Raw genomic sequence first — 13,462 nt, 5'->3', positions numbered from 1 at the left:
ATTCTCAATATAATCAGCAGACTACTGCGGCTTACCAAGCACTTTCAGCACATCATCCTTGGAAACTGCACCTTCATATCCCATTTCACTGCGGATATGAGAGACGACCTGAATGCGCTCCGCATTGTCCTTTGCCAGCTTACCAGAACCATGCCAAAGGCTGTTCTCAAAGCCGATACGCGCATGCCCACCATGCCCAAAGGCCAGTGCACCACATGCCGTCTCAGCACGACCAAACGCACAGAGCATGAACGGATTGTCCTGAGCAATGTGCTCAGCAGCATCGCGAGCAGCTAGGAACCCAAGCAGATCCCGCGGATCGCTCTCCTGATCCTTGGCATAGCGACCCAGCACATAGAGCTGGCTACCATACCCGGCAGGAACAATGCCCTCACCCATCAGCAGATCAAGACGAGCCACATCTTCCGGTGCATACAGAATATGCTGAACCGCACGTCCAGCTTCCTGAGCCTCAAAGTAGAACCGACGCGCCAGATCCATGTCACCGCCTTCAGGCGCCATTTCACGCATAGCAACAGAGACTGCTTCAGGCTCTACGGCTGCAACAACATCATACTGTTCCTGCGCACTGTAGCGTCCCACAGCCTCAGTAGTGATCTGAACCGCAAGATCAGGACACTTGGCCGTCACTTCCAACAGAAGCTCTTTGTAAAGGCCTGCATCCAGAACATGCTGCCCATCCGCATCACGAACGTGAGCATGGAGGGCATCAGCGCCCTCCGCTTCCACGCTCACTGCACAAGCGGCGACTTCTTCAATCGTCACCGGCAGCTGCGGATGATCTGCTTTGCCACGACGCGCCCCGTTAGGAGCGCTCATGATGAGCCGTTTTGTCATCAGACAGAAACTCCGACCTGAGTGAAACTTTCCTTCATAGCAAGGCTTAGCTTCTCAACGATCTCAGCGATATGACTGTCATCAATGATGAACGGAGGCGCCAGTAGAATGTGGTCGCCGGTTTTGCCGTCAACAGTACCACCCATCGGATAGCACATCAGACCAGCCTTCATGGCGTTCTGCTTCACTTTTGCATGGAGCTTGAAAGACGGATCCAGAGGTGCTTTCGTACCACGGTCACTCACCAGCTCAAGCGCACGGAACAGACCACGACCACGAATGTCACCAACATATGGATGCTGACCAAACTCGTCATGCAGAGCTGCAGAGAGTTTCTCACCCATTGCACGCACGTGTTCCATACGGCCCGGCTCAGTAAGCTGATCCATAACAGCAGAACCAGCAGCAGCAGCCAGAGAGTGGCCCATGTAGGTATGACCATGCTGGAAGAAGCCAGAGCCTTCAGCAATGGTGTCATAGATCTCTTTAGAGCACAGCATCGCGCCAAGCGGCTGATAGCCAGCGCCGATCCCTTTCGCAACAGCAACGATGTCCGGACGAACCTCATCTTCGTTACAAGCGAAAATATGACCGGTGCGGCCCATGCCACACATCACTTCGTCAAGAACGAGCAGAATGCCGTACTTGTCACAGATCTCGCGAATGCGCTTCAGATAACCCTTAACAGCCGGAACCGCACCCATGGTCGCGCCCACAACAGGCTCAGCAAAGAACGCAGCAACCTTTTCAGGTCCAACACGCAGGATCTCATCTTCCAGAAGGTTCGCAGCACGCAGACCGTACTCTTCCTCAGTCTCACCTTCCTGCATATAGCGGTAGGTGTAACATGGGTCGATGTGAGACATTTCAATCAGCAGCGGACCGAACATTTCGCGGCGCCACTTGTTACCACCAGCAGAAAGCGCTCCCAGCGTGTTTCCGTGATAGCTCTGCCAACGCGCAATCATGTGCGAACGTTGGTGTTCTCCCTTTTCAACAAAGTACTGCCGAACCAGTTTTACAGCAGACTCCATTGCCTCCGATCCACCTGAAACCAGATAGACACGGTCAATTCCTGTCGGAGCTTGGGCCACCAGTTTATTGGCCAGTTCCTCCGCCGGCTCACTGCCAAAAAAGCCAGTGTGCGCAAACGAAAACTTATCCAGCTGGGTCTTGATAGCGTCGATCACTTTTTCATTGGAGTGACCAAGACAAGAAACCGCAGCACCTCCACAGGCGTCAAGATATCTCTTGCCAGTAGAATCAATGAGGTAGCACCCGTCGCCTTTTGCAGCTGTTGGTAGCGTTACACGGGTATTTCTAGGAAAGATGTGGCTCATTATACAGCCTCCGGGCTGTAGCTCTGTTGTTCGAATGACCGTCCATAGACACGCAAAACTACGCGTGACAATTTGCACAGGCACCACATTGCCTACGTCAAAGTACTTGTCCATAAAAAACTATGAAATATCTCCAGATTGTGATCAGGAACACCCGCACAAAAGAGAGACAGGATATTTTACTACAAATTCCGGCAATAAAATTAGACGGGGCCTTGCTTATGTAAGCAAAACCCCGTGCGCCTTACGTTAAAGTTACTTTACCACCAAAAGACTCAATCAGTAAAATCTGAATGATCTAAGCAGCGCCGGAAGCTGTGCGCCGGCTCTGCCAAAGTATCCAGTGCGGCTTTTTCTGCGAGAACATCAAAAGCGTCATACCAAGCGTCAGCGCTTCAGCTACAGGCAGAGCATAGAACACGCTCATTGGGCCGATGAAAAACCACAGTGCCACAATCAGCACCAATGGCATCACCAGTGAACGCGACATGGCAATCAGTGCCGATTGGGTCGCACAATGCATGCCGGTAAAGTAACCGGAAAACGCAATATTGACGCCGTTGAACAAGAACACGGGCCAGATCACACCAATAATCTCGAGGGTGAGCTTCAAGGTGGCCTCATCCGCATCACCAACAAAGGCACTTGCCAGCAACATAGGCTGGAAGATCAGCAAGCTCGCCAGCAACAGCCCGACAAACAGGTTGGTACCCACGCCAAGCGACAAGAAATGATAGATCCGCCGAGGCTTTCGCGCGCCGAAGTTCACACTCACCAGAGGACCAAGCCCCTCACTCACACCGTAAAACACCATGATGCCAGTGAAGAACAGATAGTTCACGATGGTGAAAGCCGCCACGCCCTGTGCACCGACTTCAGTAATCAGGATCCAGTTGAACAAAAACGCCACGATGCCGCCGGAGCTTTCATTGATGAACTCAGATAGGCCGTTATAGGCCGCAGTGTACATCGCTCTCCAGGAACCGTAAGGCTTCAGGAAACACAGTTTAGCTTTCTTGTTGGCAAAGTGCAGCAGCAAAAACAGCATCCCTGCCTGACTGGCAAGGCCGGTCGCCAGTGCAGCACCCCAAACGCCCCATCCCAGATATCCGATCATCCAGGCATCCAGCACAATATTGACCACGGTGATCATCACCATGCCCGCCAGAGAAAAGTTGGGCCGCCCGTCAACACGAACGAAATGCGACAGGGCAACAGCGAGGCTCAGGCCGGGAAAGAACCACGCTACTGTGAAGATGTAAGTCTCCACCATCTCAGCTGTTTCTGTATTAGCACCAAGAATGCGCGCAGCAGCAGGCGTAAACGCAAGCAGCAAAAATGCAAAACCAATGGAGAACACCAGAACGCTGATCAGGGCCTTCATGAAGATGTTGGAAGCATCCCGCTCCCTCTTCTCACCAATGAACTTGCCCGCCATTACAGCAGCACCCACCGTCAGCATCACCACGACGCCGAAGTAGAGCGCAAACATAGGCGTAATCAGACTGATAGCTGCCAGCGCGGTTGAGCCAACAAAATTGCCGACAAAGATGCCGTCGACAATACTGGCTGAGGCTATGGAGATCATGCCAAGCACAGCCGGGACCGCAAACCGGAAAAACTCTTTCGCCGGATGTCCCTTAGTCATCTTTTCATCTGCCATAGCCACTGACATGGTTTCACCTTTACGTCCGAGAGCACTCTCCCGCGTTTCCATCAAAATTGAGAAGAAATATAAATTGAACAATTGATCAACTTGGACATACGCTCAAATTCATGGTATGTCAAGAATGACAGATCTGAAGACGCGAAACGGAACGCTATATGGCCTATCTGGCGAAAGAAGAACGCCGCAAAGCAATCATTCTGGCAACGCTGGAGGTTGTGAAGGAAAAAGGGTTCGCCGGTATCACCACCCGCGCGGTAGCCACACAGCTCGGCGCAGCAACCGGCATTCTTCACCACCACTTCAAATCTCTGACAGATCTGAAATGCGAAGCTTTGCGCTACCTTTCACAAAAGAATGGCGACAATTGCATCTCAATCGCGAAAGACCTGACACCAACGCAGGCCCTGCTCCGCCTCATCAGCTTCAACGCCACATCGGAAGAAAAAGCCGAAACCACCATCTGGATCAGCGCGGCAGATGAGGCCACCAGAGATCCCGAACTCGCACGCGTCTACGCAGAAGAAACCAACAAAAGCCACCAATGGCTCTGCAGCAATCTGCGGGAAGGCGCAAAGACTGGCGAGTACACCCTCACCCTGCCCGTTGAGCTTGCCGCATGGAAACTCATGTCCCTTGCGTTCAATCTCTATGATGTGTCCAACCTGCCGGAAACTGAGCTGACACCAGACATGGCCGTGCAGATCCTTAAGGAAGAACTGAAGTCTACCCTCGGCCTCGACAGCAAAGACCTTGCGTCTCAGCTGCTTTCAAGCCATTAAGGTGAGACACGATCATCGCACAACTTCAGAGAGCTTTTATGAAGAAGATCCTCATCCTCAATGGACCGAACCTGAACCTGCTTGGAATGCGCCAGCCGGAAGTTTACGGCTCCATCACTTTGGCTGAGATTGAGGATCAGTGCCGCGCCCACGCAAAACAGCTCGGCGTGGAGGTAGAGTGCAAGCAATCCAACCATGAAGGTGAGCTGATCGACTGGATCCACGAAACCCGCCAGTCCCGCACTGCAATCGTCCTTAATGCAGGCGCCTACACGCACACTTCCATTGCAATCATGGATGCGATCGCCAGTGTTGAGCGCCCGGTCATCGAACTCCACCTCTCAAACATCCATCAGCGGGAAGAGTTCCGTCACACCTCTTACATCTCCAAGGTCGCAAAAGGCATGATCTGCGGCCTCGGCGCCCACGGTTACACGCTCGCCATGGACGCGGCCCTGCGCATTCTGGAAGAAGAAGACTAATCAGCCGGACTATCTGATACTTCGCCACTACAGCAGAGCAATTGAGCCTCTTAAGAAAACAAGAGGCTTAAACTCATGCGCCTTTATATTCAGCAACAACAACAAGTCCCTGAACCGGCTCTCCATTTTCAAAGCGCGGCGTCACTTCTTCAATCTCAATCAGCGTAAAGCCACTGGCCTCAAGCAACTCACGTAGATAGTGGGCAGAATGAGCAAACCGACCGCGGCTGCCCATCACATAAGGTTTTTCCGTAAAAGCCTCATCTGCTGCAGTCTCTGTTGTGAAGATGACTTTGCCGTTCGCTTCTATGTTTTTCGCAAGGCCGGCAACCGCATCCTCCAGAGCACCAAGATACGGAAAAGTGTCACCGGCGATGACCAGATCCCAACGAGGCTCCCAGTCATTCTCCAGGAACTCCGTGACATCTTTCAGATAGAGATCATCATAAAGCTGCTTCTCATCAGCCTGAATGAGCATACCTTCTGAAAGGTCCACACCGGTCTTGTGTAATGCGCGATCACCAATTGCTTCAGCACATAGGCCAGTACCACACCCCAAATCCAGAAGCCGCTTAAACTGTTCTTCTGTAAACTTGCTAATCTTGTCCTGGATAATCTCCGGCACTGCATAATGAAGCTTCTTAGTCAGGTGCTGATCAAAATTGTCTGCATACTTATCGAAAGTCGTGCTCACACACTGCTCAGGCACGGTGTCCGGCGTGAAATTCTCATCATTTGAACCGGATGCGAGCTGCTCTTGCTCAATAGCATTTAAGTCTAGATCTGCATGTTTTAGGGCAAGCTGCTCAGCTTCTTCGAACTTACCGGCCTCTTTGAGGTCTTGTATCTGACTGTCGATCAGGAATTTCTTGAGCGCGGCATGAATGGGATTGTCTTCATCGTCTGAATTGAAATTGATATTCATCATCGCGATGGGCCTCTGCCTTAAGCAAACAGTTTGATTTTCATAAAGTTTCTAGATCAAAAAGCATGCTGAAGACTTACGATACCTGATAAATATCTCTTTGTATTTTTGGTAGGTAATCTATGCAGATCCGCACCTTAGTCAAAGTTTTTGGAACTGCGCAGTTTCTTGATGCTGCCACGCTGCTTCTTACCCTCCACCCGCCGGCGCTTGGAAGCAAGTGTTGGCCGAGTGGCTTTGCGCGTCTTTGGCACATAGGCTGCTTTACGAATAAGCTCCAGCAGACGCTCCAGAGCATCCTCCCGGTTACGCTCCTGCGTACGGAAGCGATCAGCAGTCAGAACAATCTCCCCCTTCAGCGTCAAACGTGAGCCCGCAATCTTGCGCAAACGACTCTTCAGATCATCCGGAAGAGTCGCATTTCCATCCAGATTGAATCGCAATTGCACGGCAGAAGACACTTTATTCACGTTTTGACCGCCCGGCCCCGACGCCCGGATGAAATCTTCTTTGATGTCGCGCTCCTCGATCGAGAAGCGCTCGTTCACCTTTATTTTTTTGCGCTCACTCATCTTGCCCGCCCGTAGCACCACTCATGCATAGCATTGATTGAAATAGGAAATTTTACTCTTTGGTCAAAAAAACAACCTTTAAAGCAACACAGCACGCTATAATACTAGGCCCTCAGTTTTGCAAAGTTTTAGCCAACAAAACCGTACGCCACCACAGGTATAGGCGAACGTATAATGCACGTATATGTTTGATATCGCTTGATTTAGTCAGGTCTTCTACCTAGTCTCGACCCCATATCCTACCAGAGGGTAAAATAATTACGGCACTCAGCCGACCAAGCAATATTCGTCTCAAGCGTTATCGGAGGGGAAATGACAGAGGCTAACACACTGGCGCGGGACGAGATCGAACAGATCACCGGCCTGACCACAAACAACCTTGATGCCTACTGGATGCCTTTCACGGCAAACCGGCAGTTCAAGAAAGACCCACGCCTTCTCGTGAAGGCAAAGGATATGCACTACACCTCCGCCGATGGCCGCCAGATTCTGGACGGCACAGCAGGCTTGTGGTGCTGTAACGCTGGCCATGGTCGCCAGAAGATCGTTGAAGCCGTACAGCAGCAGGTTGCTGAGCTGGACTACGCACCAGCCTTCCAGATGGCACATCCAAAATCGTTCGAGCTCGCAGCCCGTCTCGCAGCGCTGATGCCAGACCCGCTGAACCACGTGTTCTACACCAACTCCGGCTCCGAGAGCGTTGAGACAGCCCTCAAGATGGCGCTTGCTTACCACAAAGCCAGAGGCGAAGGCTCCCGCACCCGTCTGATCGGTCGCGAGCGTGGCTATCACGGCGTGAATTTCGGCGGCATTTCCGTTGGCGGCATGGTTGCCAACCGCAAACAGTTCGGCGCAATGCTGGCTGGCGTGGACCACATGCGCCACACCCACGGCATCGCAGGCAATGAGTTCAGCAAAGGCGTTCCGAAAAACGGCATTGAGTACGCCGAGGACCTTATGCGCCTCATTCAGCTTCACGACCCATCCACCATCGCAGCGGTGATCGTGGAACCGGTTGCGGGGTCTGCAGGTGTGATCCTGCCGCCAGAAGGCTACCTGAAGCGTCTGCGCGATATCTGTGACGAACATGGCATCCTGCTGATCTTTGACGAAGTCATCACCGGCTTTGGCCGCCTCGGCACCCCATTCGGCGTGGACTACTTCGACGTCATTCCAGACCTCGTCACCACCGCTAAGGGCCTCACCAGCGGCGTTGTGCCAATGGGTGCAGTGTTTGCAAGCTCCAAAGTCTATGACGCGTTCATGACCGGCCCAGATCATCTCATCGAGCTGTTCCACGGTTACACATACTCAGCACATCCACTCGCGTGTGCAGCAGCACTGGCAACTCTGGACGTTTATGCTGAAGAGGAACTGCTGACACGTGGTGCCAAGATGGCAGAGTACTGGCAGGAGGCACTTCACTCCCTGCGCGATTGCCCACACGTGATCGACATCCGCAACATCGGCCTCATTGGCGCAGTCGAGCTGGAACCGATTGCAGGCGAGCCAACCAAGCGTGCGTTCACCGCCTTCCTCAAGGCCTACGAGAAGAACATTCTCATCCGCACCACCGGCGACACAATCGCAATGTCACCACCGCTCATCATCTCCGAAAGCGAGATCGACACACTGGTCGGCACCCTGCGGGACGTGCTCAAAAGCCTGGACTAGCAGTCCAGAGCACGAAACAGAAAGGGCGCTCTCAGCGCCCTTTTTATTGCAAAAACAAATTATTAAACGAGAAACATAAATCATTACATGATGCACTTCACTCACAGCTACACGCGAGTGAACATGAGCCTTAAGCAGATTTGCGCAGCAACTTAGAACTTCCCGCCAACAAGGCTGTCACCAGAAGCGCAATCGTCACTGGCAACCCGAGTTGGCGCTCCACCTCTGAAGATGTTGCAGCATTCCCAACCACGCTGAGCGTGCAGATAACAATCACAAGCCAATAACTCCACGCCGGCCATCTGAACGCAACCACTTCGCTCCGCTTCAAGACAGAACATGCCATGAAGACAGCAATAAAGGCCTGAAGCAGCGACAATGCCCTCATAGGCAACGGAAGGCTACCTTCAACGAAACCTCCCATGGTCAAAGCGCCCCAAGGCATTCCAATGACCAGAGCCATATGAAAGAACACCAAATAGACCGCGATGCAGGAAAACAACACGGCTGAAACCTTCGCAATCATCTCAGATCACCCACCCAAATATCGATTAAGTCCGCCATCCTTCGCAAACTCCTGAAACACAGTAATGCAACAAAGCCCCCAAACGCAACGCACACCTCAACACTAAAATTATAAAAATCAATATGTTACATACATTTATTAAAGTTAAGAGTTATTAACTTTAACCAGCACCTCAACCTGGGCAAATACAGGTGAGAACAGTCACGCAAAATCCCTCGCCATCGCCCCACCGCCCTGATAATGTGCCGCCAAATTCAGGCATTACTCATCAGGACACACATGCTTCCTTCCCAAGACATCGACCGCCTTATCGAGATTATGAAGGCCCTGCGGACACCAGAGACTGGCTGCCCATGGGACCTGGAGCAGAACTTCAAAACCATTTCGCCCTACACAATCGAAGAGGCCTATGAAGTCGCTGATGCCATCGAGCGCGAAGACCTGCACGACCTGAAAGAAGAGCTGGGAGACCTCCTCCTGCAAGTTGTCTATCACTCTCGTATGGCTGAAGAAGAAGACGCATTTGCCTTTGGCGACGTGGTGGAAGCGATCACCAAAAAGATGATCCGCCGCCACCCACACGTGTTTGGTGATGAGGAGCAAAAAGCTGCAGGCTTTCCAAAAGGCACCTGGGATCGCATCAAGGAAGAAGAAAAGCAGGAACGCAAACAGCAGCGCGCCCAAATGGGCCTGACGGAAAAGCTACCCCGCTTTTTGGACGAAGTTCCATCCGCATTCCCGGCATTAACAGAAGCCGAGAAACTCCAGCACCGCGCCTCAAAAGTCGGCTTTGACTGGGGAGCAGCCGAGCCTGTTCTGGACAAGATCAAAGAGGAAGTGGAAGAGCTCACTGACGAGGTAAAAGCAGACGCACCAGACCGCGCGAAGATTGAAGATGAACTCGGCGACGTTCTCTTCGCCATCGCCAACCTTGCCCGCCATCTGGAAATCCAACCGGAAGCCGCTCTCAAACGCACCAACGCCAAGTTCCGCCGCCGCTTCGCCCACATCGAAGACGCCGCCCAAGCCGAAAACCGCCCCTTGGCAGACCTGTCCCTAGATGAAATGGAAAACCACTGGCAAGCGGCGAAGAAGTTTGATCCGACCAGGTGAGCGGAGGCAACACAGCACCTCACGGGTTTCAGACACCCACTACAATTTCTAGCTGTATGAAACTGACCGACACGATATAGTTGGCGGGTCAGAAGGACTTCACCTTCGGCAAAAAAGAAAGGAAGGTGAGACGCATATGAAAATCCGGAAGGCGGGTTTTAAAATCAGGTTCTTCGGTGTCACGATCGAATTCACCCTGATTTTCAAAGCCTAAGCTAACGGGGTAAGGGCGAAAGCCCTTCCCCACCGGATCAAGAAAAGCGTCTTACCTTCCTTCTCTGATCTGAGAATACCACAGATAACCATAAATTTTCAACAAAGCACCACTCAGTCAATTATCGGGCAAGTCTCCGGATTGAGCTCACGCACATAGCCCACCTGAAGATAGGGCTGTATCTTGCCCCACTCATCCAACACTTCACACGCGAACTCTGGATGCAAAGGCCAATCTGCGACTGAGACCGGGTATTTATTGGCGGGCGCAAGCATCTTGATGACCTCAGGCCAATAACGCTCCAACGTCATGAGATAACGACGGGAGGCGCTAACACTGCCAACAGCGATTACTGACTGAACTGCTTTATAAATGCCGAGCTCTTTCAGAAGCTCCATAGAGAACACCACATTCTCACCGGTGTTAGCTGCTCGCGTTTCCAGAATAATGTGAGACTTGGGAACACCCTGCGCAACCAAAGCTTTACACATATCGTGGGCCTCACACTGACCGATCTCCGCATACTCCCCACCACTAACCAGAACTCGCTCAACAAGCCTGTCACGCCACAGCTGCGCAGCCACCTGAACCCGCGCGTCCGCACTCTTATGCGAGCCGAACAGCAAGCACAGATCCGCCTTGCGGATCTCGGTCCTGACAAGCAGATACCGATTAATCTCAGCGATCAGTTGAGGTGTAAGGTTTGGGGGCGAATTAGCGGCGCAGGTCATCACCCATTCAGTCTAGCGCCGCACCCTCATGAAGTCACGGAAGATCAATCGCAAACGCGCATAGACGTCTTCTCCGAGCTTTCTTCAGTCACAATCAGACCACGCATGGTTTTCGCAATCTCTGACGGACTGGAGGCTTCTGTATGCACGCAATCTTCTCCACGCTTTCGATAAGTATGGGAGACGCCGGACTTATTGTAGGAAACAACAGAACCCGACTTGCTCGATGCCTTAGCAGGTGCCTGTCTGGAGGTATCCGGCGGCAACACCGATGGCAGGATCAGCGGCTCAGAACCAGAAGAAGAGCTGGAAGCGACTCTTTTGCGCTCCGCCTGATGCTCACTATGTTCAATAGCCTCCGCAACAGCCAATGCCCCAGCCATCAAAGCAGCAACATCATTCACAGTTCCGTATGTAGAAGCAGGCTGCGCCATAGTACCGGAAGGAGAAGCCCCCGGGTCACCTGTCCCCTGACATCCGGCAATAAGAAAAAGCACGCCGCTACCGACAATTATATTTCGAAACATAATCAGTCCCAATAATCATATCAATTTTTACTAAAATTATATTTTTTGAAAACTTATTGAAACAAAGCACCATTAACAACTGACAGTGCGTAATATTTTCACATGATTTTGAATGGTCTACCCAACAAAAAGCCCCACTCACCAGAGCGGGGCTTTTGGGTAGTATCAATCGGTCAGACCGGATCAGATTGGCGAGTAACCGCTATCATCCGTATCATCATCTTCTTCCGACACCGGCTCTTCAGGCAGCTCAAGACCAGTCACGAAGTACTTGGCGAAGCGCTCGCGAACACGAGAGCGATGAGCATCTGGAACGCGCACAGCAAGGCGAATGCCGTCTTCCACGTCATCACGTGAGAGGATCTCGCAGTGCTGATAGAGCCACGCATGCCCCTGCCCATCACTGTGCGGCAGAACCATGGTCACCGTGTCCAGCTGCTCAGCCAAACGCGCTTCGATGCGAGCCAGCAAGTCAGGAATGCCATCACCGCTGATCGCAGAAACCGAAATCGGCCCCTCATCAACACTATTGCTTTCCAGCAGCTTTTCGCGGTGCGCCTCATCCAGCTTGTCGATCTTGTTATAGACCTCAATGACTCGATCACTCTCAGACACTTTAAGACCAAGCATCTCAAGAGTTTCGTTCACGTCCAGAGACTGCGCCTTGGTGTCTTCATGAGCAATATCGCGCACATGCAGCACGATGTCGGCCTGAATAACCTCTTCCAGTGTCGCGCGGAACGCAGCCACCAGATTATGCGGCAGCTCAGAAATGAAGCCCACGGTGTCAGACAGGATCACCTCACGGCCATGCGGCAGCTTCAGCCGACGAAGCGTCGGATCCAGCGTCGCAAACAGCAAGTCCTTGGCAAACACCTCCGCATTGGTCATGCGGTTAAACAACGTGGATTTGCCCGCGTTGGTATAGCCCACAAAGGCAATCACCGGATGCGGTACTTTCTTACGCTGCTTGCGGTGCAGCTTACGGGTCCGCTGAACTTGCTCCAGCTGCCCCTTCAGCAAGGTGATGCGATCCTGAATGATACGCCGGTCAGCCTCGATCTGCGTTTCACCCGGACCACCAACGAAACCCAGACCACCACGCTGACGCTCAAGGTGCGTCCACGAGCGAACCAGGCGGGATTTCTGCCAGGTCAGGTGAGCAAGCTCCACCTGCAGGCGCCCTTCCTTGGTCTGCGCACGCTCACCGAAGATCTCAAGAATAAGACCGGTCCGGTCGATGACCTTGGTGTTCCAGTCTCGTTCCAGATTTCGCTGCTGGATAGGAGTAAGTGGATGATCGACAACAACCAGCTCAATCTCTTCGATTTCAATCTGGCCGCGGATTTCCTCCACTTTACCAGAACCGAACAGACTACCCGGCTTCACATTTGCCAATCTCACCAGACTTGAGGAGACAATCTCCAACTCGATTGCAGCTGCAAGTCCGACAGCTTCTTCCAGTCTGGCTTGAGGGCTACGCTCAGCACCAAAGGGGCGCTCAGGAGCACCTTTACCTCTTGCCAGAGCTCTGCTTGAAATGATCGGTACGATGACGAGTGACCGGGTTCCCCGGGTCACCTCGTCTTCGCCGGCCTCAACATTCGCATCGCGTTGCTTGCGGTTCAGACCGGCCTCTTTCTTAGATTGGGGCTTCATCAGCCTCCTGCTTTTTCGCCTTCTTCTTCAGCTGGTTCAAACAGCTGTATAGGGCTATTTGGCATGATTGTTGAGATAGCGTGCTTGTAAACGAGCTGGGAGTGCCCGTCACGACGCAATAATACGCAGAAATTATCAAACCAAGTAACTACACCTTGCAGTTTTACACCATTGATCAAAAAGATTGTCAGTGGCGTCTTCTGCTTCCTGACATGATTTAAAAATGTATCTTGAAGATTTTGAGCGCGGTCAGCCATAACTATTTTTTTCCTGTTCTCAGTGGACACGGCCGCGGCATCCACCATTTACTGTTCCCATCCTCGAAACGGCCAAGTGACACTCACAAACACAAGAGAGATGCCCCAACACTAAGGTGCGCCGTCCTTCGTAAGT

Annotated in this window: 14 protein-coding genes; 4 read left to right on the top strand and 10 right to left on the bottom strand. The window is 52.3% G+C overall.

What is annotated here, in order from left to right:
• Positions 1-21 precede the first annotated feature (21 nt).
• From PJE062_RS02375 to PJE062_RS02365, 3 genes are all read right to left on the bottom strand, one after another.
• Positions 22-858, bottom strand: coding sequence for a 3-keto-5-aminohexanoate cleavage protein (locus PJE062_RS02375; protein ID WP_008547306.1), 837 nt, complete (start codon positions 856-858; stop codon positions 22-24).
• On the bottom strand, positions 858-2,198 hold the full coding sequence (locus PJE062_RS02370; protein WP_008546923.1) for an aspartate aminotransferase family protein: 1,341 nt from the start codon (positions 2,196-2,198) through the stop codon (positions 858-860). The genes PJE062_RS02375 and PJE062_RS02370 overlap by 1 nt, the downstream gene beginning before the upstream one ends.
• A 298-nt stretch (positions 2,199-2,496) precedes the next feature.
• On the bottom strand, positions 2,497-3,873 hold the full coding sequence (locus PJE062_RS02365; protein WP_008546592.1) for an MATE family efflux transporter: 1,377 nt from the start codon (positions 3,871-3,873) through the stop codon (positions 2,497-2,499).
• Positions 3,874-4,022: 149 nt separating this feature from the next.
• Between PJE062_RS02365 and PJE062_RS02360 the strand changes: the two genes are divergently transcribed.
• A complete protein-coding gene (locus tag PJE062_RS02360; protein ID WP_008546576.1) occupies positions 4,023-4,646 on the top strand; it encodes a TetR family transcriptional regulator C-terminal domain-containing protein in 624 nt (207 codons plus the stop codon).
• A gap of 38 nt (positions 4,647-4,684) precedes the next feature.
• Entirely contained in the window at positions 4,685-5,128 is a 444-nt protein-coding gene (gene aroQ, locus PJE062_RS02355; protein ID WP_008546956.1) for a type II 3-dehydroquinate dehydratase, read from the top strand.
• A gap of 73 nt (positions 5,129-5,201) precedes the next feature.
• On the opposite strand, the gene PJE062_RS02350 is transcribed toward aroQ, so the two are convergent.
• Entirely contained in the window at positions 5,202-6,056 is an 855-nt protein-coding gene (locus PJE062_RS02350; RefSeq protein WP_008547189.1) for a class I SAM-dependent methyltransferase, read from the bottom strand.
• A gap of 134 nt (positions 6,057-6,190) precedes the next feature.
• On the bottom strand, positions 6,191-6,625 hold the full coding sequence (gene arfB / locus PJE062_RS02345; RefSeq protein WP_008546626.1) for an alternative ribosome rescue aminoacyl-tRNA hydrolase ArfB: 435 nt from the start codon (positions 6,623-6,625) through the stop codon (positions 6,191-6,193).
• 312 nt (positions 6,626-6,937) lie between these two features.
• Here arfB and PJE062_RS02340 point away from each other — a divergent pair, with 312 nt between their 5' ends.
• Positions 6,938-8,299, top strand: a complete 1,362-nt coding sequence (locus tag PJE062_RS02340; protein WP_008546338.1) for an aspartate aminotransferase family protein — start codon at positions 6,938-6,940, stop codon at positions 8,297-8,299.
• Positions 8,300-8,429: 130 nt separating this feature from the next.
• On the opposite strand, the gene PJE062_RS02335 is transcribed toward PJE062_RS02340, so the two are convergent.
• Complete coding sequence (locus tag PJE062_RS02335) at positions 8,430-8,825, bottom strand: hypothetical protein (protein ID WP_008546987.1); 396 nt, start codon at positions 8,823-8,825, stop codon at positions 8,430-8,432.
• Between the two features lie 279 nt (positions 8,826-9,104).
• On the opposite strand from PJE062_RS02335, the gene mazG reads away from it, so the two are divergent.
• Positions 9,105-9,938, top strand: a complete 834-nt coding sequence (mazG, locus tag PJE062_RS02330; RefSeq protein WP_008546964.1) for a nucleoside triphosphate pyrophosphohydrolase — start codon at positions 9,105-9,107, stop codon at positions 9,936-9,938.
• 327 nt (positions 9,939-10,265) lie between these two features.
• Here mazG and PJE062_RS02325 read toward each other — a convergent pair whose 3' ends face one another.
• The 4 genes from PJE062_RS02325 to hfq all read right to left on the bottom strand — a co-directional run bounded on the left by PJE062_RS02325 (position 10,266) and on the right by hfq (position 13,326).
• Positions 10,266-10,883: a YdcF family protein gene (locus tag PJE062_RS02325; RefSeq protein WP_008546698.1), complete on the bottom strand. Its 618-nt coding sequence runs from the start codon at positions 10,881-10,883 to the stop codon at positions 10,266-10,268.
• 44 nt (positions 10,884-10,927) lie between these two features.
• The gene (locus PJE062_RS02320) at positions 10,928-11,410 is read right to left on the bottom strand and encodes a hypothetical protein (protein WP_208982108.1); all 483 of its coding nucleotides are present in this window, start codon (positions 11,408-11,410) and stop codon (positions 10,928-10,930) included.
• Positions 11,411-11,593: 183 nt separating this feature from the next.
• A complete protein-coding gene (gene hflX, locus PJE062_RS02315) occupies positions 11,594-13,069 on the bottom strand; it encodes a GTPase HflX (protein ID WP_008547302.1) in 1,476 nt (491 codons plus the stop codon).
• On the bottom strand, positions 13,069-13,326 hold the full coding sequence (gene hfq / locus PJE062_RS02310; RefSeq protein WP_008546823.1) for an RNA chaperone Hfq: 258 nt from the start codon (positions 13,324-13,326) through the stop codon (positions 13,069-13,071). Before hfq ends, hflX begins: the two co-directional genes overlap by 1 nt.
• Between the last annotated feature and the right edge of the window lie 136 nt (positions 13,327-13,462).

Source organism: Pseudovibrio sp. JE062, assembly GCF_000156235.1.
In the GTDB taxonomy this organism is placed as follows: Bacteria; Pseudomonadota; Alphaproteobacteria; order Rhizobiales; family Stappiaceae; genus Pseudovibrio.
The sequence above is the reverse complement of the archived record's forward strand: the minus strand, read 5'-3'. Positions and strand labels throughout refer to the sequence as shown.